The 22,891-nt window shown below is 42.9% G+C and carries 15 protein-coding genes and 1 pseudogene; 11 read left to right on the top strand and 5 right to left on the bottom strand.

What is annotated here, in order from left to right; all coding sequences use genetic code 11:
- Position 1: 1 nt before the first annotated feature.
- The 6 genes and pseudogenes from KDU71_RS03290 to KDU71_RS22970 all read left to right on the top strand — a co-directional run bounded on the left by KDU71_RS03290 (position 2) and on the right by KDU71_RS22970 (position 8,486).
- Entirely contained in the window at positions 2-1,849 is a 1,848-nt protein-coding gene (locus tag KDU71_RS03290; RefSeq protein WP_212188474.1) for a right-handed parallel beta-helix repeat-containing protein, read from the top strand.
- 120 nt (positions 1,850-1,969) lie between these two features.
- On the top strand, positions 1,970-4,279 hold the full coding sequence (locus KDU71_RS03285) for a family 20 glycosylhydrolase (RefSeq protein WP_244828128.1): 2,310 nt from the start codon (positions 1,970-1,972) through the stop codon (positions 4,277-4,279).
- A gap of 61 nt (positions 4,280-4,340) precedes the next feature.
- The gene (locus KDU71_RS03280; protein ID WP_212188473.1) at positions 4,341-5,114 is read left to right on the top strand and encodes a glycoside hydrolase family 16 protein; all 774 of its coding nucleotides are present in this window, start codon (positions 4,341-4,343) and stop codon (positions 5,112-5,114) included.
- Between the two features lie 11 nt (positions 5,115-5,125).
- Complete coding sequence (locus KDU71_RS03275; RefSeq protein ID WP_212188472.1) at positions 5,126-6,562, top strand: arylsulfatase; 1,437 nt, start codon at positions 5,126-5,128, stop codon at positions 6,560-6,562.
- A 322-nt stretch (positions 6,563-6,884) separates the two neighbouring features.
- Positions 6,885-8,156: pseudogene (locus KDU71_RS22975) on the top strand (glycoside hydrolase family 5 protein); the annotation flags it as partial.
- Between the two features lie 48 nt (positions 8,157-8,204).
- Entirely contained in the window at positions 8,205-8,486 is a 282-nt protein-coding gene (locus KDU71_RS22970) for a hypothetical protein (protein WP_262898247.1), read from the top strand.
- Between the two features lie 145 nt (positions 8,487-8,631).
- Here KDU71_RS22970 and KDU71_RS03260 read toward each other — a convergent pair whose 3' ends face one another.
- Positions 8,632-11,901 carry a UvrD-helicase domain-containing protein gene (locus KDU71_RS03260; RefSeq protein ID WP_212188469.1) on the bottom strand — a complete coding sequence of 1,090 codons (3,270 nt, stop codon included), beginning with the start codon at positions 11,899-11,901 and terminating at the stop codon, positions 8,632-8,634.
- 225 nt (positions 11,902-12,126) lie between these two features.
- Here KDU71_RS03260 and KDU71_RS03255 point away from each other — a divergent pair, with 225 nt between their 5' ends.
- On the top strand, positions 12,127-14,004 hold the full coding sequence (locus KDU71_RS03255) for a mechanosensitive ion channel family protein (protein WP_212188468.1): 1,878 nt from the start codon (positions 12,127-12,129) through the stop codon (positions 14,002-14,004).
- A 166-nt stretch (positions 14,005-14,170) separates the two neighbouring features.
- Positions 14,171-15,970: a cation:proton antiporter gene (locus KDU71_RS03250; RefSeq protein WP_212188467.1), complete on the top strand. Its 1,800-nt coding sequence runs from the start codon at positions 14,171-14,173 to the stop codon at positions 15,968-15,970.
- A gap of 74 nt (positions 15,971-16,044) precedes the next feature.
- Here the strand turns inward: KDU71_RS03250 and KDU71_RS03245 are convergent, their stop codons facing one another.
- Entirely contained in the window at positions 16,045-16,767 is a 723-nt protein-coding gene (locus KDU71_RS03245; RefSeq protein ID WP_212188466.1) for a DUF6261 family protein, read from the bottom strand.
- Between the two features lie 363 nt (positions 16,768-17,130).
- Complete coding sequence (locus tag KDU71_RS03240) at positions 17,131-17,301, bottom strand: hypothetical protein (protein ID WP_212188465.1); 171 nt, start codon at positions 17,299-17,301, stop codon at positions 17,131-17,133.
- Between the two features lie 664 nt (positions 17,302-17,965).
- Between KDU71_RS03240 and KDU71_RS03235 the strand changes: the two genes are divergently transcribed.
- Positions 17,966-19,606 (top strand): SulP family inorganic anion transporter, encoded by a 1,641-nt coding sequence (locus tag KDU71_RS03235; protein ID WP_212188464.1) that lies wholly within the window; start codon positions 17,966-17,968, stop codon positions 19,604-19,606.
- 234 nt (positions 19,607-19,840) lie between these two features.
- On the opposite strand, the gene ribH is transcribed toward KDU71_RS03235, so the two are convergent.
- Together ribH and KDU71_RS03225 are read right to left on the bottom strand one after the other, a co-directional pair.
- Entirely contained in the window at positions 19,841-20,335 is a 495-nt protein-coding gene (ribH, locus tag KDU71_RS03230; protein WP_212188463.1) for a 6,7-dimethyl-8-ribityllumazine synthase, read from the bottom strand.
- Between the two features lie 73 nt (positions 20,336-20,408).
- Positions 20,409-21,095 (bottom strand): tetratricopeptide repeat protein, encoded by a 687-nt coding sequence (locus KDU71_RS03225; protein WP_212188462.1) that lies wholly within the window; start codon positions 21,093-21,095, stop codon positions 20,409-20,411.
- Positions 21,096-21,324: 229 nt separating this feature from the next.
- Between KDU71_RS03225 and recF the strand changes: the two genes are divergently transcribed.
- The gene (recF, locus tag KDU71_RS03220) at positions 21,325-22,431 is read left to right on the top strand and encodes a DNA replication/repair protein RecF (RefSeq protein WP_212188461.1); all 1,107 of its coding nucleotides are present in this window, start codon (positions 21,325-21,327) and stop codon (positions 22,429-22,431) included.
- 64 nt (positions 22,432-22,495) lie between these two features.
- On the top strand, positions 22,496-22,786 hold the full coding sequence (locus KDU71_RS03215; RefSeq protein ID WP_212188460.1) for a DUF721 domain-containing protein: 291 nt from the start codon (positions 22,496-22,498) through the stop codon (positions 22,784-22,786).
- The last annotated feature ends 105 nt before the right edge of the window (positions 22,787-22,891 follow it).

Genomic DNA, 22,891 nt, shown 5'->3' with positions numbered 1-22,891 from the left:
CATGAAGTCTGCATTTTTACTTAATTTACTGATAGTTGCATTCCTTTGGATAGCTTTTCAAACACTTGAAGCTCAAGATACTATTTCTGTTGCCGATTTAGGCTTATTGCCAAACACGCGCGAAAATGCCACCCCTTTTGTAAATAAGGCAATGGCGATGATGGAAGGGCAGCAAAATAGGGTTCTGTACTTTCCACAAGGACGTTACGATTTTTGGCCGCACCATTGTATCGAAAAAGAGTATTTTGAGTCGAACACCTATGATATCAATCCAAAGCGATTAGGTATTGTAGTGGATGGTCTGACGAATGTAACGCTTGAAGGCAATGGTTCTGAATTCATTTTTCACGATCGCATGCAGCCAGTTACTGTGGATGGCTCATCAAATGTGAGTCTCAAGAATTTCAGCGTCGATTGGGATATTCCGTTAACGGCACAGGGGGAGGTAATTAGCTCTGATGCGGAAGGTTTTACCATTCGTATTAATACCAATGAATCGCCCTACATTATTGAAAACCATAAGTTGGTTTTTGTAGGTGAAGGCTGGAAGTCCGCTTTGTGGGAGGTGATGGAGTTTCAATCAGATACCCGCTTTGTGGAACCTTATACAGGTGATGCACAGGCTTTAGGACATGGCTGGCAGAATTACATGGCAAAAGAGGTAACACCTGGTCTGGTGAAGCTTTACCGGCAAGGTGGTTTCAAGCGTCATCCTAAAGTAGGCAATTGGCTGGTGTTGCGTCATAGTACGCGCGATCATGCCGGCATGTTTCTAGTGAATAGTAAGGATATAGCCATTGAGGGCGTGCGCATTTATCACACGGCTGGTTTGGGTGTTTTGTCGCAGTACAGCGAAAACATCTCGCTGAAAGATGTAAAAGTAGTTCCCAATAAAGCTAAGGGGCGCTTTTTAAGCGGTCATGATGACGGCTTTCACTTTATGGGCTGCAAGGGCCAGATTACAGTTGATAATTGCGAGTGGGCCGGACTGATGGACGATCCGATTAATGTGCATGGGACCTGTGTGCGCATCACCGAGATTCTTTCTCCGCAAAAAATCAAGTGTCGCTTTATGCACGATATGAGTGCCGGAATGGTCTGGGGCCAGCCAGGTGAACAAGTGGGTTTCATCGAAAACAAAAGCATGCGCACCGTTGGTTTTGGGACTATTGAAGCGTATGAGGTCATTAACAAGGAGGAGTTTACAGTTCAGTTAAGTGCCCCGATTCCCGGGGAAATAAAAGCCGGTGCAGCGCTGGAAAACCTCACCTGGACACCTGATGTGGCAATACGCAACAGTTTGTTTGGCAGTTGCCGGGCAAGGGGCTTATTGTTATCAACCCTCGGAAAGATAGTGGTTGAGAACAACCGGTTTCAGTCTAGCGGTTCGGCCATTCTAATTGCAGGCGATGCCAATTATTGGTATGAATCAGGTGCAGTAAGAGATGTAACCATCCACAATAATGTTTTTGAGTATCCTTGTATGTCGTCGATGTATCAGTTCTGTGAAGCCATTATCAGCATTCTGCCTGAGATTCCAGAACCGGATTCAGAGTATCCTTTTCATCGCAATATCACCATTACAAACAATACGTTTCATCCTTTTGACTATCCAATTTTGTATGCCAAATCTGTTGATGGGCTTCAATTCACGAATAATACACTGATTCGCAGTAATAAGATTGAACCATTTCACAAACGCCAGGCAGGGATTACCTTGGATGCTTGCAAAAATGTAACGATTAACGGAAATGAGATTGAAGGGGATGTTTTGGGTAAAAAGGTGGAAGTTATCGATATGAATCCTAAAGAGGTGAAAATGCCTTCGGAGGAGTTTTTCAAATTTTAAAGGTCTTAAATATAAACAAGCAATATTATGCGTATTGTTTCTGACTTTTCGCAATTTGGATAAGGACAGGAACAGCACAAAGAAGATTATATCACATTATATTAATAAAATTAATCCAAAATGATGAAACAACTGAGTACGCTCCTAGTTGCCATAGTAGTTTTACTTGCGTCAGGCTGTGAGCAAAAAAGCAATGAGTATAACCTGGTGCCTTACCCGCAACAACTAAAGGCACAACAAGGAAGCTTTACAATAAATGAGTCTACAATAGTAAGCTATCAAGGCAGCGAAAACAGCCGGTTTGTTGCACAAGCCTTTGCCGATTTCATTGAGCCTGCTTCTGGGCTTCAGCTGCAGGTTGAAGCAACTGAAAAAGGTGGGTTGGTCAAAAATACAGTGTGCTTTATAGAAGATGCCAGCCTTGAAGGTGTTGAAGGAAGTTATCAATTGGTTGTTACCAAGGATGGTATATTGGTGAAATCCAACAATCCGGTTGGTTTATTTTATGGTTTCCAAACCATTCGTCAGCTAATGCCGGCTGAGGTTGAATCAAAAGAACTGGTTAAGAATACTGATTGGACAGTTCCGGCGGTAGAAATTACAGATGCACCTAATTTTTCATACCGAGGTTTGCACCTGGATGTGGGACGCCATTTCTTCCCGATGGATTTCATAAAAAAATACATCGACCTGCTGGCTTTACACAAAATGAATGTATTTCACTGGCACCTGACAGAGGATCAGGGATGGCGTCTGGAAATTAAAAAATACCCGAAGTTGGCCGAGATTGCCGCTTTTCGTGATGAGACATTGGTTGGTCATCTGGGTGTGGGCGAACGCCAATACGATGGCAAGCGCTATGGTGGTTACTATACTCAGGAAGAAGCGCGTGAAATTGTTCAGTATGCAGCCGATCGGTTTATTACAGTTATTCCTGAGATTGAACTGCCGGGCCATGCCCAGGCGGCTTTAGCTGCTTATCCTGAGTTAGGTTGTACGGGTGGTCCGTATGAAGTGGCTAATGAATGGGGTGTGTTTAAAGAGGTGTATTGCGCCGGTAACGAAGAGGTATTTACTTTTTTGGAAGATGTACTTGTAGAGGTGATGGATATTTTTCCATCCAAATACATTCACATTGGAGGTGATGAATGCCCTAAAGCGCGTTGGGAAGAATGTCCTAAATGTAAGAAACGTATGCAGGCAGAAGGTTGTAAAGATGCCCATGAGCTGCAGAGCTACTTTATTCACCGCATCGAAAAGTTCCTGAATGCAAATGGTCGTGATATCATTGGATGGGACGAAATTCTGGAAGGTGGTTTGGCACCTAATGCGACCGTAATGTCGTGGCGTGGCATCAAAGGTGGTGAAGAAGCTGCCAAACAGGGCCATAACGTGATTATGACACCTAACACGCATTTCTACCTCGATTATTATCAGAATAACCCACAGAAAGAACCTTTGGCTATTGGAGGTTATCTGACTTTAAGTAAGGTGTATTCATATAATCCTATGGCTGGTGATCTAACTGCAGAAGAAGCAAAGCACATCATTGGGGTGCAGGGTAATGTGTGGACCGAGTATATGCCCGAGAGCGATTATGTAGAGTACATGACCTATCCAAGGGCCTGCGCCATTGCCGAAGTGGGTTGGCTCGATTTCTCCAAGCGTGATTACGAGGCTTTTGCCAGACGATTGCAAATCCATTTTAAACGATTTGATGTGATGGGAGTGAACTACTTTGATAAGGTGCTGATGCCTTCTCCGTCTGTTGATAAAGTTGAGTTTATTGACCAGGCGAAGCTAGAGCTGTTTGACAATGCCATTGGAGCCAAGCTCTATTATACTAGTGATGGTAGCATTCCAACGGATAAATCAACCCTGTATCAGAGCGCCATTACTGTTAAAGAGGAATGTACCATTAAAGCTGTGGCCATTGATTCAAGAGGCCGGGCAAGTGATGTGTTGGAAGTACAGGCTCAGAAACTTTCGTTTATTGAAGGTATTGCAGAACCTGGAGAAAACAAAGGACTTGCTTGTAAACTTGCTACTGGCAAATTTGAAAAATGCAGTGAGGTTGATGAGGCCAATGGGAAGAGACTTGTAGTTACTGATGTGATGATTCCCTCAGAAGCACCACATGATAATTTTGGTTTAAGCCTTGAGGGGGTCTTATCCATTGAGCAGGATGGCCTGTATCAATTTGCCTTGGGATCAGACGATGGCTCGCAATTGTATTTAAACGATCGTTTGGTAATTGATAACGATGGTTTTCACGGGATGATTTACAAAAAAGCAAGTTTGGCTTTGAAGAAAGGTACATATCCTGTTAAAGTGCTGTTCTTTGAAGGTGGTGGCGGCGAAGGTCTCAGGTTGGAGATGATGAATGTAGACGGAGATAAGATGCAATTAAGTGAGTATTTGAGTCATTAACGATTATTGCCAAACCATCAGCTATAAAATTGGCTGTTGGCATGGCATTGTTACAATTCATATGAAAAAGATAAAGATAGCAGCAACGTTGGCGTTTATTGCCTTAAGGTTAGTAGCCATAAAAGCTCAGACGCCAGAGCATATTTTAAAAAATTATGAACTGGTATGGAGTGATGATTTTAATGGAAAAGCTATCGATACGCTTAAATGGAACTACCGGGATACGGGAAATAAGCGAAACGTTGGGTATGTTAGAACCGATAATTGTTTTGTAGATGGCAAAGGGCATCTGGTTATTGAGGTAATGCAGGTCGACACTATGTACACCATTGGCCAGATTGGCACACAAAATACTTTTATGACGAAGTATGGTTATTTTGAATGCCGGGCGCAGATGAATGTGCAGCCTGGGCCGCATGTAGCATTCTGGTTGCAATCGCCAACTATACATGAAGAGAAGGACAACCCACAACAATATGGAACCGAGATTGATATTTTTGAATACCATATTGCTGAAGGACTCAACAATGTGTATCATAACCTGCACTGGAATGGCTATAAGCAAAAGCATCAGCATGCGGGAACAAAGGTAAAGGTGGATGGCATTAATAGGGGATTTCATACATTTGGTGTGGAGTGGACCAAAGATGAATATATCTTTTATGTAGACGGTATAGAAACCTGGCGCACCCAAGAGGCTGTATCAAATATTGAGGAATACATGATATTAAGTGCTGAACTCACCGGATGGGGAGGTGATTACCGAACGGCGGATTTTCCGGATCAGGTGTTGTTTGACTATGTGAGAGTATATAAACCATTTCAAAATAAATAAGAAGCGGAATTATGAAGTTAAAACCAGGCAAAGTAATAATGATGATATGTGCCGGGATTGCGTTGTTGACAGGTTGCGGCGATGCGGATAAAGTAAAATCTCCCAACATCATCTTTATTTTGGCCGATGATTTGGGGTATGGTGATTTAAGTTGCTACGGACAAACCAAGTTTGCAACACCAAATATTGATAAACTGGCTCAGCAGGGGATGTTGTTTACGCAGCATTATTCGGGCAGTACCGTGTGCGCACCATCACGCTCAGCTTTGATGACCGGCCAGCATACAGGCCATACCTTTATACGGGGCAATAAAGAGGTGCTGCCAGAAGGCCAGTATCCAATGAGCGCAGAGGTGGTGACATTGGCTGAGCTATTGAAAGAAAAAGGATATGCTACCGGAGCATTCGGTAAATGGGGGCTGGGCTATCCGGGCTCAGAAGGAGATGCGAATAATCAGGGTTTTGATACCTTTTTCGGTTATAACTGTCAGCGCATAGGCCATAACTACTATCCCTATTTTTTGCGCAATAATCAGGATAGCCTGGTGCTAAAAGCCAATGCAGGGAAAGCCGCTGGTACCTATGCTCCTCAGTTAATACATGAGAAAACAATTGAGTTTATAGAAACCCATCACGATGAACCATTCTTTTGTTACGTACCAACGATTATTCCGCATGCTGAACTGCTGGTTCCGGAAGAATACATGGCCTTGTATCGTGGTAAATATGAACCTGAGCATAACTACAAAGGCGTTGATGACGGACCTGCGTATCGCAATGGTGGATATGGTTCACAACCGGAGTCGCATGCGGCTTTTGCTGCCATGGTTCACCTTTTGGATGAACAGGTAGGAGACATCATGAATAAAGTAAATGAGCTGGGTATTGCCGATAATACGTTAATCATCTTTACATCGGATAACGGACCACATAAGGAAGGTGGTGCACAGCCCGATTATTTCAATAGTAACGGACCTTATAGAGGTTACAAGAGAGATTTGTACGAAGGAGGAATCCGCGTGCCATTAATTGCAAGCTGGCCAGGCGTTATAAAGGAGGGAAGACAAACGGAACACATCTCGGCATTTTGGGACTGGCTGCCCACCCTGGCAGAATTAACCAGTGCAAATGTTCCCTGGCAGATCGATGGCATTTCGATGGTTCCCACATTACTTGGAAAAGACTCACAACAGCAGCATGAGTACCTTTATTGGGAATTTCATGAGTTAAATGGTAGACAAGCCATCCGGATGGGGAATTGGAAATGTGTGAAATACAATGTGCTCACTCCGGAGAAAGCAACACTTGAATTATATGATTTGGAAAGCGATCCTGGCGAACAAAACAACATAGCTACGCAGTTTCCGCATATAGTGAAACATTTTGAACAGCTGTTCATTCCGGTACGAAACGACTCAGAGGTGTTTGTGTTTGAGCCAAACAGTTAGAATCTGCCATTTTGGATGTAGTGTTAATGCAAAGGAAAAAGAGATGGTAGTTTTGTAACCATCTCTTTTTTTATGACCTAATGCTTTGGTAAATTCCTGGCTTTATTTTATTCGGTTTCTCTCACTTCCTCTGCCTAACAATTTTTAGACAGAAGGGCTTTCCAGTTGCAGCTAATTCAACTGGTATCATTCATCCCAAATAGGTGCATTTTATCCCAAAGCTTTTGATTTCAATTCATAATAATGACTGAATAGCTATGTTTGAACCATTATTGGCTTAATGGTTTTAAGCTATAGAAATGGTTGAGAAAGGATTTATTTAATGCATTACAGAATGACATATTATATGAAAAAAGTTGCAATAGTTCTATTGGTTGGTTTGTTGTTTTGGTCGTGTACCAATGAGCGTGGTGTGCCAATGCCTTCAAAAATTACAGTTAAGGGCGACATCTTTATTGATCAGTATGGTCGTCAGGTTATATTGAATGGTATTAATGTGGTGAATAAAAACAAAGATGACAACTACCTGTATAAAGGTGGTCAGGAATTCTACAAGCTGTTAAAGCAGCAGGGTTTTAATTGTATTCGTTTGGGGATTATATGGGATGGGTTGGAACCTCAGCCGGGTGTATATAACGAAGCCTACCTAAAGGAACTGGATAAGCGCATTGCATGGGCGGCCGATAATGGTCTGTTTGTGGTCCTTGATATGCATCAGGATTTGTACAGCGTTAAATAAGCCGATGGAGCGCCAGAGTGGGCAACCATTACTGATGGTAAGCCACATACCACAGGTGCCATCTGGAGTGATGCCTACCTTTTAAGTGATGCTGTTCAAACAGCTTTCGATCATTTCTGGAATAATTCAACTGCAAGCGATGGGATAGGTATTCAGGACCATTATGCAGACCTTTGGCAGCATGTTGCCAAACGGTATGCTCACCATGCAAACGTGATTGGCTATGATATCATGAATGAGCCCTTTTCTGGCTCTTCTGCGCAACTGGCCATGCCAGCACTATTGAATGCCTATGGTACAATGATGTATCAAAAGCATGGTGTTGTGATGTCGGAAGAAGAATTGGCATTAACCTGGGGTAATGAACAAAAGCGGACTGAAGCCTTAAAGGAACTAGCTGATGAAGCCAGTTATGCTTCTGTTATTGACGCATTGCAGGAGGTGAATCAACAATTTGAGTCGACACATTTGCAGGCCATGTATCAAAAAGTGGCCAGTGCTATTAGGCAGGTGGATCAAAGGTCAGTTTTATTTCTTGAGCACAGTTACTTTGGTAATATGGGGGTGAGAAGCAGTATTCAGCGGGTTGTATTGGAGGATGGCACACCCGATTCGCAAGTGGCTTATGCGCCGCATGGTTATGATCTGGTGACAGATACACATGATGCAGCAGCGGCCAGTAATGAGCGTGTTAATTTTATTTACCGCCGGATTCAAGAGAAGGGTGAGCAGTTAGACATGCCTGTTTGGCTGGGAGAGTGGGGTGCCTTTTACAATCATTCAGAAGATATCGTTCCGGTTGCGCAGCATGCAGTTTCTTTGATTGAACAGTACAAGTTTGGTCAGGCTTATTGGTCCTATAATGAAGGAACTGAGAAGCTGGGCTATTTCCAGCAAGCAATATTGCGGCCTTATCCGGTTTGCACAAACGGGAGGCTATTGAACTATCAGTTTGAGCAAGAAAGTAGTCTTTTTAGCATGACGTGGCAGGAAGATGGATTAACAGATGCACCTACCATGGTGTTTGTGCCTGATGTAAAGCGCCTATCCATACAAGAGCTGCCATTTGAAGCTCATATTAATAAATTGGAGGGTACCGAACATGGCTGGCTGGTCATTCAGCCGCTAGGTAAACAGAAACAACGTTCCATTTCTATTTCTCTAAATGAACGCCTGATGAAATAAGGTCAATAAACAGGCAATACGCACAAAGCTATTCTTACTCTCAATTAAATTGGTGGGTTTTTGATAATGCTTTGTGCTTTTGCCATAGTCTTATTAGTTGTTTTATGTAATAGCTGAATGGCTTGTAATTGCCATATAGCTATGCTTAAAACAAGCTTCCCTGAACATGCTGATCACCTACTTTTATCACTTCATCTTTCTCACGAAGGTACCACAAGTAGCCTTCTATATTATTGTAGCCCATCTTCCTAAGTAAATCCATGTAGCGTTTCACCTGTATGGCATGTTTATCATCCTTTAATTCGCCAAACTTATAATCCACTACGGTTACTTTTGTATCTGTCACAATCACTCTGTCGGGGCGATAGGTGTCGCTTGGTACCAAAATGGTTCCTTCATTGATGATATGTTTATCGGATTTGAACCACTCTTTGACCTGGTCCTGATTAATTTTATCGGTCACAAAATCCAGAAGACTATGCCTATCTGAAGTTTTAATCTGGCCATTTAGAATAAGTTTGGTAATAGCTGATTCAACATCATCTTTGGTGATAATAAGTTCAAACAGGCGGTGCATAACTTTACCATGTTTCAGGTGTTTCAAATGTTCAGGTGAGCTAAGGGCCACGCTTTCGGGATGTATTTTAATGCGCTTGCCCAGCTCTGTGGTTTTGAAAGGAACAGAAACCGTTTGTTCCGGTACTGCTTTTTGAGCTTGTTTGGGTATACTGCCAAATTCATAGCTTTTTTCTGTGTCGTCCCAGGCTTCGGTTAACTGCTGAATAAGCCGTTCGTCAAGTCCCGATAGCATATTAAACTGGCTGATGATGCGGAATAACAGGTGCGAAACATTTTTCAAGCCGCCTGTTTTGGCCGGTTGCTCAGCCATTATCACCAGGCTCTCCTCGGCGCGGGTTAAAGCAACATACAGCAGGTTGAGGTTATCAACAAACTGATGCAGGCGTTCATTCAGGTACTCATCAACAAACTGGGTGTGCAGCAAGGTGGATGAATAGTTAACCGGGAGCAAATCAAGTTGATTGAAAGGAGCCACCCGGGGCTGACACCAGATAAGGCTGCCATGGCCTTTGTCATCCAAATCCCAGTTGCAATATGGTACCACAACCGCTTTAAATTCCAGTCCTTTTGATTTATGGATGGTCATCACATTAATGGCATCCTGATTCTCGGGCACAGAGATGGCCGTATTTTGTCCCTTGTCATTCCACCAGTTAATGAAATCATGCACATTTACCGAGTAGTTGGTCACATAATCGCGCACGGCATCCAATAAACCCTGCAGAAATACAAACTGGTTTTGATGCAGTTCATCGGGCAGGCGGCGAACCAGTGCCTCGGTCATCTCGAAAAGAGGCTGACCTTTTAGTTCAAGCAGTTGAGCAGACAGTTCATCAAAGTGTTCTTTATTCTCATGGAGCACTGTTGTATCACAGTAGTTTACTTCATGGGCTTGCTGAGTGTTATAAAAATGGCTGTATAGCCTGATGAAGGCTTCAAACACCTCATTATCGGGCTCCTGGATGTACTTAATCTGTTGCACAACCAGATTAACGGCCGGCGAACTGCTAAGAAGCAGTGTTTCATTGGAAATTACCGGATGTTTCCGTTCGGTGGGTGAGAAGCTGCCTGACAGCAAAGCTTCAGTTATTTCGGTGCCTTCACTTTTTTTGCGTACCAGAATGCATATATCACGGTAGTTGTACCCTTCATCAATCAGGCGTTCGATTTGCAACACCGCAGCCTTGGTGGCATTGCTTCTGAACTCAGCGTTTTTACCTTCCAGAAAATCAACATGGATAAAACCACCCGAACCAATTGATTTGGCAGCCACCTGCTGAACGGTGTCGCTATAGGCTGTACTAATCTTTTGTTGAAGGTCATCGGGTATATCGGCTTCATCAATGGCCTCTTTGGACGAATTGATAAATTCGGTTTGCAGCATACGGGCTGCTCCGGCAAATATGCAATTGTTAAAGGTGATAACATGCTCCGAACTACGCCAGTTGGTATCCAGCGTCAGGTTGGTAAGCCCGTGCGACAGAAAGTCTTTATTCACCTGGTCGCTCAGTAGTTTCCAGTCCGAATTACGCCAGCGATAGATTGATTGTTTTACATCGCCCACAATTAGTGCTGTATGCCCATCGCTTACACTATTCTGCAACAGTGGTCGGAAATTGTCCCACTGCAAACGCGAGGTGTCCTGGAATTCATCAATCATGTAGTGCTGAAAACGGGTACCTGTTTTCTCGTAAATAAACGGGGCCTCATTTTCATCAATAATCTGGTGAAGCAGGCGGTTGGCATCGGCCAGCAGAAACAGGTTTTCATTACGTGCCAGCTCATTCACCTTCAGGGCTATGTCAGTAATAATGCCCAGCGCATTGAGGTTCGACAGGATAGCTTTCGCTGTAAAGTAGTTGGTTTTATTTTCTTCCAGAGTGTTCCAAAGCTGCTGCAATGAATCGTTAAGGCCGTTGTTATAGCAGTCAATAATCAGGCTGTTGTCCGATTCACTGTTCTTACTATGACCAGCTGCCTCTGGATTATTCACTAAGGGTTCCAGCTTTAAGATTTCCAGATAATCAGCCGCCTTAGTCACATTCGCCAGTTTTTCGAGCTTCTTAAGTGGCGAGCGCGATTTACCTTGCAGGATATCCCAGCTGATGCCATGCGATTTAAGCGCATCAAGGCCTTTTTGAGCAGCAGACTGAATGCTTGCCTCAAAATCATCTGCCATCTGCTTCAATTGCAGGCGGTAGCTGTTCAGGGCTTTTTTGTCACGCAGCTTTTGCAACACCTCCGGCTTCAGGCTCTGAAACTCCTCTTTAAACACCTCGCGGCCAAGGGAGTTTAGCTCATTGGCAATATTCCAGTCTTTACCTTCTTCTATCTTCGACAAAGTGTGCTTAATCAGCCATTCCTTTAGGTCCTCGTTGCCTTTTAGTTCCAGTTCGCGCAGCAGGTTATCCACTGCCTGTGCCAGTATCCTGTCTGAATCGAGCTCCACTTTGAAGTTGGCCGGCAGGTTCGCTTCATAGGCAAATGAGCGTATCACCTTCTGAAAGAAGCTATCGATGGTATTGATGGAGAACTTGGAGAAATCGTTCAGTATATTAATCAAGAGGTTCCTGGCTACTTTTCGAATATAAGCTTCTGGTTTATCCAGTAGTTTCATCAGCTCGGGCAGGTAATCGGGGGCCTCAGCGACCGATAAGGCATAAAGTTTATCCAGTATACGGCTTTTCATCTCAGCAGTGGCTTTATTGGTAAAAGTCACGGCAAGTATGCTTTTGTAGCTTTGTGGCTCTTGAAACAGTAGTTTGATAAACTCAAAGGACAAGGTAAACGTTTTACCGGAGCCCGCTGATGCACGATATATTTTTAATTCTGACATGAACGATTTTTGTTTGCTATCAAAAGTACAGATTTTTCTGTGCGAAGCCTCAGTTTATTCTTCGCGAGGCTCCAGAATTTTCTTCGCACGAGCTTTAGGGAGAATCTTTCAAAGCGAATGCCCTATAATGAATGCTCTTTTGTAATGAAACCTAAAACAATCAACCATGTCAGACGTTTAAATCAGGCCTTTCTTTTCCTATAATTATCAGTTATATTGTTGTTCATGATAAAGTCTTTGAGAATTGGTTTAGTGCTCGTTTTTGCTCTAAGCAGTATGCTGGTTATGGGGCAGGAAGATAGTGTTATACAAGTGAGTGACTCGCTTAACCGGATAATACTGAATGAGTACCGTCAGCGCCTTATGGAGGTTGATGCTCAGCGTAAGGCTGATTCGCTTAAAAAATCTGAGCTGGAGGCGCAGTTGCTGAAACTTAAAACCACCGATAACCTGCAGAAGGAAGACCTTCAAAAGCAGCTGCAAGCTATTGATGAAAATGAGCAAAAGCGCTTGTCTGATAAAAAAGCACAGATAAATGCCTTACGTGCTACAGCTAAAGGTTACCCTGTGGTAGGGGTTATGAAAGATACTTTGCTTATTGTATACTCTAAAATTGGGGCAGCTACCCCCAATGAACGGGCAAACAGTACTAATCGTAAAATCAGGCAGCTGTATGAAGATGATTTTCTGAAAGTAGACTCAATACAGGTAGTTAAGGCTGAAAATACGTTTGATATTGTCTATGGCGAACTGATTATCATGAGTGTATCCGAAAATGATGCTTTGTGGTATGGTCGAAGTATGCACCAGCTGGCCAATGAATACAGGGAAGCTATCACCCATTCTATTGTGAATGCCAAGAAGGAAAACAGCCTGTTTAAGTTTGCTGCACGGCTGGGCTGGGTGCTTTTGGTGATGGCCATTGCCTGGCTGATTATATGGCTCATTGGAAAGGGCTATGCCAAACTGCTGAACTTCATTGAGCAAAAGAAGGGTGTATGGTTAAAGGACTTATCTTATAAAGACTATACGTTCCTTACGGCTGATCAGGAATTAACCGGGATTCTGTTTCTGGTAAGGGTTGTTCGCTGGGTGGTTTACATTATATTGCTTTACATCACGCTGCCCATCATTTTCAGTATCTTTCCGTTTTCACGCGATTGGGCCAATGCCTTGTTTCATCTGGTGTGGTCGCCTTTTAAAAGCGTCCTGTTAGCTGTATGGAATTATTTGCCCAACCTGTTTAGCATCCTGGTCATATTCTTTGTGATGAAGTATGTGATTCGTTTTGTGAAGTATATTTTTCGGGAAATACAGACAGAGAAACTAAAGATATCGGGCTTTCATGCCGATTGGGCCATGCCTACCTACAGCATTGTCAAGTTTTTGCTTTATGCATTTATGTTTGTGCTGATTTTTCCATATCTGCCGGGCTCTGATTCCAATATATTTAAAGGTGTTTCGGTCTTTATTGGTATCCTGTTTTCGCTGGGCTCATCATCGGCTATTGCCAATATGGTGGCTGGTTTGGTGATTACCTACATGCGTCCGTTTAAGATAGGCGACCGTATTAAAATTGCCGATATATCGGGGGATGTTATTGAGAAAACCTTGTTGGTGACGCGGGTAAGAACCATTAAAAATGAAATCATCACCATTCCTAACTCATCGGTGCTTACCGGCAATACCACTAACTACAGTGCCGAAGCCCAGGAGAGGGGATTAATTATACACACCACCGTGACCATTGGTTACGATGTGCCCTGGAAACTGATGCACGAGGTATTACTGGAAGCCGCTGCACGAACCGATATGCTGCTGGAACAACCACAGCCTTTTGTGTTGCAAACCAGCCTTGATGACTTTTATGTGTCGTATCAGCTGAATGCCTATACACGTGAGGCCAGTAAGCAGGCACTTATCTATTCGGCTTTGCATCAGCACATACAGGATGTATGCAGTGAGCGTGGCGTGGAGATACTGTCGCCACATTACCGCGCCGCCAGAGATGGCAACATGAGTACGATTCCTGCAGATTATTTGCCTAAAGACTACAAGGCACCTGGCTTTAATGTGCACATAACACGGGATAGCAAGGAATAGTTAAGCGTTAGGCTAGTTGCCGGGCTTTATTGGAGTGAGAAGGATAATGGTATAGGTTGAGAGTTGTCAATGCTTGGTCAGCGTAATGCTGAAATAAAAGACCCGACTATCGTTTATTGTCAGGAATTTTGCTAAATTAAAGCACTAGCAACTTAATCTCATCGCCATGGAAGTTTTTCACCTTAATATCCTGAATATATCGTTGGTACTGCTGTCGGCTTATATTGGCGGGGCATTAATCCGCAAAATAGGTTATCCGGCTATCCTCGGCGAATTGCTGATCGGTATCATACTAGGTCCTAGCTTACTTGGAGTTATCGAGAGCACCGAATCCATTAAAGTACTGGCCGAAATAGGCATTATCCTGCTGATGGTATACATCGGTATGGAGATAGAATTTCATGATTTAAAAAAGGCCTCGTGGCCAGGCTTACTGGCTGCCTTGGGTGGTTTCCTGGTGCCCTTCGCACTTGGTTATTATGCCATTGTGTGGACGGGTGGTACGCCTATTTCTGGTTTATTTGTAGCCATTGCCATTGGGGTCACTTCACTGGCCACCAAAAGCCGCATATTGATCGACCTTAAACTGCTAAATACACGCATTGCTTATGTACTGATGGCAGGGGCGTTGATATCAGATGTGCTGGCTCTGGTCATTTTTTCGGGCATCACCAATTTTGCTGAATCGAGCTCATTGAACCTAACTAACCTCCTGATGATAGGGGGTAAAATTATTCTCTTTTTTGGTATCACCATCAGCATTGGCTTGTTTGTGTTGCCACGTGTTGGTAGTTACTTGTCGCGCTCAGGCCTTAAAAACAGCACTGCCTATTTTACGCTTATTCTAATTGTCACCTTTGGCTATTGCGAACTGGCCGAACTGGCGGGTATGCACAGTATATTGGGAGCTTTTATGGCCGGACTGTTTCTGAAGGATAAACTCTTTTCCAAAACGATTTCAAAGGAGCTGAACAAGGCGTTTTACGATGTGTCTATTGGCTTTATGGCGCCTGTTTTCTTCGTTTCGGCTGGCTTTTTTGTAGATATCACCGTATTTCAGACCGATTTAGGCTTGTTGTTGCTTATTACCGGATTGGCCGTGGTGGGTAAGATAGTAGGCACGGCCTTGTTTTACATGCCCTCGGGCAATGGCTGGCGCGAAGGCATTACCATTGGTACAGGAATGAACGGGCGTGGAGCTGTTGAAATCATTATTGCCGAGATAGGCCTGAAGATGGGTATTATAGACCAAACCATCTTTTCCATATTGGTATTCATGGCCATTTTTACCACGCTGACAGTGCCGGTTTTGCTCAACTGGACTACGAAATGGCTGCGTAAACGCAATGAACTGGTATACATGGAACAGCGCGATGGGGTTCTATTTCTGGGTGTTAACTCGCTAAGCTTGTTGATGGCTAAATACCTGGCGCCACACAAGCCAGTAACAATGGTGGATAATAACCGTACCCACGTGACTAAAGCCCGTGAGCAGGGCTTTAACTGTATCCTGGGAAATGCCTTGAATAAAGAAACACAGGATGAACTGTCGATGGAGCACATTCATACCTTTATCGGGCTTACCACCAATAGCCAGGTGAACCTGCTGGCCGGCCAAATGTCAAAAGATTCATACCTGGTACCCAATGTGCATGTGGCCATTGTGCAGCAAGAGGCAAAGGCGGGCGCAGAGTTGCTTAAACGCTTTGAAGCTTCTCTCTTGTTTGCCAGTCATCCGCGTTTGGCTAAATGGTTTATGGATATTGGGAATGATAAAACCGAAGAAATCAAAACACCTGTAGTTAAAGAGATGGTTTGTGAAAAATGGGTGGAACAGCATGTTAAAGATTTAAACCACACCCTGCCAATACTGGTTCAGAACCCTCAGGGTAAAGTGCGTACTTTCGCTTCCGGTGATATTATGGAGGAGGGCGAAACGGTTATTATGCTTCAAAAAAAGGGCTAATGAACTGCCTGACTAAAAGAAAAGGGTGCCACTAAACGGCACCCTAAATAATCCTTTATCAACCGGATGAATAATTAATTACCAATTTCTACCTCCTCTTCACTGCTGCTACGCCTTTTAACCAGCTCATTGGCCCTTCTGATGTGCATGGAGATATTATTACTTAAGGCCTCAAAGGTGGCCGGATTGAGCTGTGCCATGGCTCGCAGGTAAAGCACCAGTTTGTCATTTATCACCTTCATCAGCTCGTGCTTAAGGGCTGTAGCATTAAGGGTTTTGCCGTCTTCGGCGCGTGCCTCGTGCCAGCTTCTCTCGGCACTTTTAAACAGGTCCTGGTCGGTTTGCAACTGACTCAATATTGCTGATAAACCAGGCAAAACCGTTACATTGGGTGCTATCAATGGCATCTTCATATCCCTGATAAAGGCATCTATTAGGGTGGATTCGGATGCATAGTTGTGGTTAACCAGGCTAAAGCCATATTTATCAAGTACCTGCTGTACTTCACTGGCAGCTGCTCGTATTTTTGCATCGGGATGCAGTAGGAAACCTTTGTTGAGGTATAGTAATGAGCGATAGGTGTTATCGCGCAGTGCATCGTATTTTTCAAGCATCGACAGCACTTTTGTATCGTTAACTGCGCCGGCCAAACCAATGCAGATGGTGCTCATTTCGCTTTTTATGGCGGTAATATATGCATCTTCAATGGTTGTTTTCTCAAGCTCATCCAGTATTACATTTCCTAAATGAACGGTATCGGCAACCCGCATATGTTTAAGGACTTTTTCTATTAGCATAAGATTTAAGTTATTGGTGATAAAGAATATTGTTATTTACTGATTAGTGATTTGCTATGTGTAAAAGCAACTTTAATTAGGCTTTGCAGAAATCCGTCGATCCTGCCACAGGAAATTGTGCCTGCCTGAAATAATGCCTAATCCCATGATGGGAAACCATGTTTTTTTGAAAAGACAGCCTTTCCTACCATGGGAAAGAGTGACTGGCGTAAATGCTATTACATCCTATGGTGGGATAGCTTCTCTGGCGTGCAAAACAGGTTTTCCTACGGTAGGAAAGGCTGTCTGGCGGAAAAAGTACATTTTCCCATGGTGGGAATGTTGAACCTGCCGGCAGTAAGCCCTTGTGCTTTTATACTTCTGCTATTGTTCAGAAAATACAGGCCAGGCATACTTTACAAGGGTTTTGCCGGGCCTTAAGATGTTTGTTGGTGAATGTTGTACAGGTGATACAGCCAATTGATGATTGGCTGTTGGGTAAGTTGCGTAAGGACTGATAGAAATGTATGGTCCTGTCTGGCCAGATTCAGTCATAATTTTAGGGTTTATGGGTTAAACGCTTAATGCAAGATAATAATTATTGATTAATTACCAAGTGTTGATAATGCGAATGATGGATAAAGCGTTATCCTAACTATCTAATTAAAATAAATACATGTGGTGATGTGATATATTGCATATAAAACAGTTGATTAGCTAATAATTTGAGTGACTATTGATAGTGGTACTTAGTTTATATCAATCAAAATTATTTAGAATTTGTTTGAAAGTAGGTTTCTGTATATTGCTACTTATGTTTTTTATGTGGTTAGAATATAATATGCTCAAGTGAAGTAAGCTTTTTGCATAGTTTCGTTATGCCAGGCTTTATGTTCCTTTCCGCTGTCCTTGCCCATAAAAACGGATAGTATACTCATCACTTTGCTACTTCGGATCGAAAAAAAATAACTGCTTCTTATAAATAGTTGATCAGGGCATTACACACTAAATGTTTATGAATGTGCCATGTGGTTTAAACAAAAAAACGCTGATTGGAGGATAATGGTAGCGTTTTAGGCTTACATTTGCAGCGATTTTATGAGGGGTAGTTATGAGCAGCCCTTGAAAAATGCATCCACACATCTGAAATGACACTACAGAATTGTGCCTTCCCCTCAGGTGGGTAGATAGTGTGAAGTGGAACACAATTTTTAAACACATGGAAAATATATTCAAACCAAAGTTCTTCACTGTTCTTCGATCGGGCATTGACAGGAAGCAGTTGACCAATGATGTATTCTCAGGAGTTGTAGTCGGCCTGGTAGCTTTACCTTTAGCCATTGCTTTTGCGGTGGCATCTGGTGTATCGCCCGACAAAGGCCTTATTACGGCCGTGGTAGCCGGTTTTATTATTTCATTGCTGGGCGGCAGCCGCGTGCAGATTGGCGGGCCTACCGGAGCTTTTATCATTATTGTTTATGGTATTATTGAGCAGTATGGTGTTGATGGACTGATTATTTCCACCATTATGGCAGGCGTGTTTTTGGTGCTTTTTGGTTTACTAAAGTTGGGTACTTTGCTCAAGTTCTTTCCGCATTCTTTGGTGGTGGGCTTTACCAGTGGTATTGCGCTGGTTATTTTCTCCACCCAAATTAAAGACGCATTTGGATTATCAGTCACCAAGGTGCCTTCTGAATTTCATGCCAAATGGCTGACCTATTTTTCAGCCATTGACAGCATTAACTATACAGCTGTACTTGTTACAGTAGCTACCATTCTGATTACGGTTTTTGCCAGACGCCTTACATCTAAAATACCGGGGGCATTTCTATCCATCGTCATCATCACACCACTGGTCTATTTCCTCAAACTGGATGTTACTACCATCGAATCAGCTTTTGGTTCTATTCCGTCCAGCTTTAGTATCACTGTTCCGTCTATTGAGATTGGACAGCTGCAACATTACATTGGGCCGGCCATCACCATTGCATTGCTTGGAGGGATTGAGTCCTTGTTATCGGCGGTTGTGGCCGATGGTATGATAGGTGGTAAACATCGCTCCAATACCGAGCTTATTGCCCAGGGAATAGCCAATATTGTTACGCCATTTTTTGGCGGTATACCAGCAACTGGTGCCATAGCGCGCACAGCCACAAATGTTAAAAACGGGGGACGTACCCCGATTGCCGGTATGGTACATGCTGTTACTCTGCTGCTGATAATGCTTTTTCTGGGGCAATGGGCCAAACTGATTCCCATGGCCTGTCTGGCCGGTATCCTAATGGTAGTAGCCTACAATATGAGTGAGTGGCGCAGTTTTGTGGCCATCCTCAAAGGTCGCTACTTCGATATCCTTATCCTGTTAACCACCTTTGTTATTACCGTGTTTTTTGACCTGACACTAGCCATTGAAATTGGTGTGGTGCTGTCGGCCCTTTTATTTATGAAGCGGATGGCTGACATCAGCGATAAACGCATTGATAATATTGTAGACAGTGATGTGATTGAGAACTACTCCGATTTACCTGCCGCATTGAAGATTTATGAAATCAGCGGGCCCCTGTTTTTTGCTTCGGCCAGGCGCTATTCCGAGGCTATTGAGGAAATAGGTTTGCGTTGTGAGGTATTGATTATCAGGATGCGTCATGTGTCATTTATTGACCAGACCGGGCTGCATAACCTGAAAGATACGCTCCGGATGCTGAGCAACAAGAACATTACCATATTGCTGTCGGGGGGTAATGCGGAGATTAAGGAGGAAATCAAGCAATTTGAACTGACTAAGTTTGTGCCAGATGCCTTCATCTTTGATAGCTTTAATGACGCCACTCAGAAAGCTGTTGAGCTACTGAAGGAGTAATACCGATTACGAATCAAAACGATTGATTTAAAAACAATCTGTGATTCGGTTTCGGCATTAACCCATGATATAAGCAAAATGCTCTATCAATCATTTTGTTATTCATTTGGTATAAGATGGGTGTATTATGCAGGAATAGTTTTGAGACTAATATATACTATTAAATTTTTATACTATACGACAAAGCCCGGCCTTATGGCCGGGCTTTGTTTATATGCTATCTCTTACAATGTTTTAATTCTTAAGCGAGCGATTAAGGTGTACCATTTTAATGGCTGTTACAGCTCCTTCATCCCCTTTATTGCCATGTTTGCCACCGGCACGGTCCAGCGCCTGTTGCTGATTCAGTGTTGTCAGCAGGCCAAAAATAAACGGTATTGGGTACTGCACATTTAAAAGGGTCATACCTTGTGTCACACCATGACAAACAAAATCGAAGTGTGGTGTATCACCTTGTATCACACACCCCAGGCAAATAACAGCGTCAACATCTGTCATTTCAGCCAGGTATTTGGCACCGGCGGTCAGCTCAAAGCTGCCTGGTACATATTTTTTAATGATGTTGTCCTCTGAAGCACCATGCTTAATAAGGGTGTTATAAGCTCCTTCGTATAATGCTTCAGTTATCTCGGTGTTCCACTCCGACACCACAATGCCGAACTTCATTTCAGCGGCCGATGGTACATCAGCTATATTGTAATCTGATAAGTTTTTAAGACTTGTTGCCATTGTTTTCAGTTTTGTGCAAAAATAAAAGAGGTTGCCTACATAGACAACCTCTTTTTAATATTTTAGTTCAAAATTACTTCGCTTGTAGCTTTGCACGTGTCAGGTACTTGTCAATCTGACGAGCTTCGGCAGATGTAGCATACTTATCTTTGATTTTTTGATAAGCTTCAACAGCTGCTGAGTAGTCGCCTTTTGCCTCATACATTACTCCCAGTTTCATCAGATAAGTAGGAGCCGTCAATGAATTATCATAAGAGGCTGCAGTTTTGTACTGAGAGATAGCCTTATCGTTTTCTCCCAATTCAGCGTAAGCATCACCTAATGCACCAGCTGCAGTGGCTGCCACCATTTCTTCACTTGATGAGAAGCCTGACAAATAGTCAACAGCTTCGTTGTAATTACCTAAATGAAGGTTAGAAACACCTGCGTAATATGCGGCCAGCTTACCCGCTTTAGTTGAGCCATATTCATCCATTATCTCGATGAAACCATAATTCTGTCCATCGCCATTTAAAGCCAGCTTAAATGAATCCTGCTCAAAATACTGCTGAGCATAGAACACCTGCTTTTGAGCTTCTTGCTCCAATGGTAAGAAATAGAATTTCTTTAATCCCCAGTATCCGGCTACTATGATGATGATTGCCAAAGCAATCATACTTATTCTGTTCTGATTCTCTTCAATAAAGTGCTCCGTCTTACTCAATGCGCTTTCTACATTCTCGAAGCTATCATCTTGATGCGTATGTTTCTCTTTTGACATTGTAAGTAAATTTTTATTCGAATGCCAAAAGTAATCCTTTTGACCAAAAAACAAAAGATGGATTATTACTTTTTGTGGCTTCCTGATAAATATTTTAAGGTCGAGGCCGTCAAGTAATCAATGCTGCGATATACTTATGGTGTTTGTTTGGTCGATAAGTGCTAAAAATATTGAAAGGCATTTTTGAACAATCCTGCAGGTTAGTTACTTTTGCACAAAACCATTTTACATGCACATCAGGCACCTTAATCTTATCAATTTTAAAAATATTGAACAGGCCGAAATAGCCTTTTCACCTGGCATTAATTGCCTGGTGGGCGATAATGGTTCGGGTAAAACCAATGTGCTGGATGCGCTGTATTACCTGTCCTTTTGTAAAAGCTACTTTAACGCTGTTGATAGCCAGAATATTAATCATCAGCAGGAGTTCTTTGTGGTACAAGGGCAGTATTTGCGCCACGACGAGGAGGAACATATTTATTGCGGCTTGAAGAAGTCACAGAAGAAGCATTTTAAGCGCAATAAAAAGGAATACAGCAAACTTTCAGAACATATTGGATTATTGCCATTGGTGATGATATCGCCATCGGATGAGCAACTGATTAATGAAGGAAGTGAGCAGCGCCGTAAATACATCGATGGGGTGATATCGCAGTATGATAAGCCTTTTTTGGATGATTTAATGCGTTACAACCGCTCGCTGATGCAGCGAAATGCTACCCTTAAGCAATTGAAGGATAGTCGTTCAGGGGATTACTCTATGCTCGATTTATGGGATGAGCAGCTGGAGCAGCTAGCCAACAGGATTTATATACGTCGTGTTGATTTTATTAAGGAGTTGGTACCTGTTTTTCAAAAATATTACGCCTATATATCGGATGGTAAGGAAGAGATTGCACTCACTTATAAATCCCATTTACATGAGGGTGATTTAAAGGGACAGCTGGCAGCAGTGCGCTCCAAGGATATTGTGTTGGGTTACACCACAAAAGGCGTTCATAAAGACGATCTTGAATTGTTGTTGGGAGGTTACTCAATCAAAAAAATAGCTTCGCAGGGGCAGAAGAAGACGTTTTTGATTGCACTAAAGCTCGCTCAATATGAGTTTATACATAAGCACAATGGTATTAAGCCTATTTTGTTGCTCGATGATATATTTGATAAGCTGGATGATGCACGCAGCAATCGCCTGCTTCAGCTGGTTGCCGAAGATGTGTTTAATCAGATTTTTATAACCGATACCAATAAGCCATATTTGGTTGATATAGTTAAACGAACAGGTAAAGCATATAAGGTGTTTGACGTCGCAAATGGACAAATTGCTGCGAGCTCATAATCACATTATATGCAATGTAATTTTTAAACCACTGGCTACCGCCTGCCAACTAATAACTTAAAGTATGCGTCGACGCAAAACACAAGCCATAAGTGATGTAATAAAGGAGGTGCTAAAACAGCAGAATCTCAATAAAGGCATGCTGGAGAACCGGGCTGTGCATTATTGGGCAAAAGTACTTGGTCCATCGGTGGCACGGGCAACACATCGTATCTACATTCGTAATGGAATACTTTATGTGGAAATGACATCCAGCGTGTTGCGCAACGAATTATTGATGTGGAAGGATAAAATCATTGAAAACCTGAATCAGGCTATAGGCGATAATATTGTTCAGGATATAGTGTTTCGATAGAGGAGATGGATAACAGGAGACGAATGACAAAGTGCTTTGGATAACATCGCTGTGGAAATAGCTAACCGCCAAAAGCTATCAGCTTTTTTGAACTAAAAAAGCCCC

This window comes from Carboxylicivirga sediminis (assembly GCF_018156225.1).
GTDB lineage: Bacteria > Bacteroidota > Bacteroidia > Bacteroidales > Marinilabiliaceae > Carboxylicivirga > Carboxylicivirga sediminis.
Note: the sequence above shows the minus strand (reverse complement) of the source record. Positions and strands in the feature narration are given on the sequence as shown.

Coding starts and splice junctions, on each gene's coding strand:
- KDU71_RS03290 (WP_212188474.1), top strand. CDS start 2: ATGAAGTCTGCATTTTTACTTAATTTACTGATAGTTGCATTCCTTTGG.
- KDU71_RS03280 (WP_212188473.1), top strand. CDS start 4,341: ATGAAAAAGATAAAGATAGCAGCAACGTTGGCGTTTATTGCCTTAAGG.
- KDU71_RS03225 (WP_212188462.1), bottom strand. CDS start 21,095: ATGTCAAAAGAGAAACATACGCATCAAGATGATAGCTTCGAGAATGTA.
- KDU71_RS03245 (WP_212188466.1), bottom strand. CDS start 16,767: ATGCTAATAGAAAAAGTCCTTAAACATATGCGGGTTGCCGATACCGTT.
- ribH (WP_212188463.1), bottom strand. CDS start 20,335: ATGGCAACAAGTCTTAAAAACTTATCAGATTACAATATAGCTGATGTA.
- KDU71_RS03275 (WP_212188472.1), top strand. CDS start 5,126: ATGAAGTTAAAACCAGGCAAAGTAATAATGATGATATGTGCCGGGATT.
- recF (WP_212188461.1), top strand. CDS start 21,325: ATGCACATCAGGCACCTTAATCTTATCAATTTTAAAAATATTGAACAG.
- KDU71_RS03250 (WP_212188467.1), top strand. CDS start 14,171: ATGGAAGTTTTTCACCTTAATATCCTGAATATATCGTTGGTACTGCTG.
- KDU71_RS03240 (WP_212188465.1), bottom strand. CDS start 17,301: ATGACTGAATCTGGCCAGACAGGACCATACATTTCTATCAGTCCTTAC.
- KDU71_RS03215 (WP_212188460.1), top strand. CDS start 22,496: ATGCGTCGACGCAAAACACAAGCCATAAGTGATGTAATAAAGGAGGTG.
- KDU71_RS03285 (WP_244828128.1), top strand. CDS start 1,970: ATGATGAAACAACTGAGTACGCTCCTAGTTGCCATAGTAGTTTTACTT.
- KDU71_RS03255 (WP_212188468.1), top strand. CDS start 12,127: ATGATAAAGTCTTTGAGAATTGGTTTAGTGCTCGTTTTTGCTCTAAGC.
- KDU71_RS03260 (WP_212188469.1), bottom strand. CDS start 11,901: ATGTCAGAATTAAAAATATATCGTGCATCAGCGGGCTCCGGTAAAACG.
- KDU71_RS03235 (WP_212188464.1), top strand. CDS start 17,966: ATGGAAAATATATTCAAACCAAAGTTCTTCACTGTTCTTCGATCGGGC.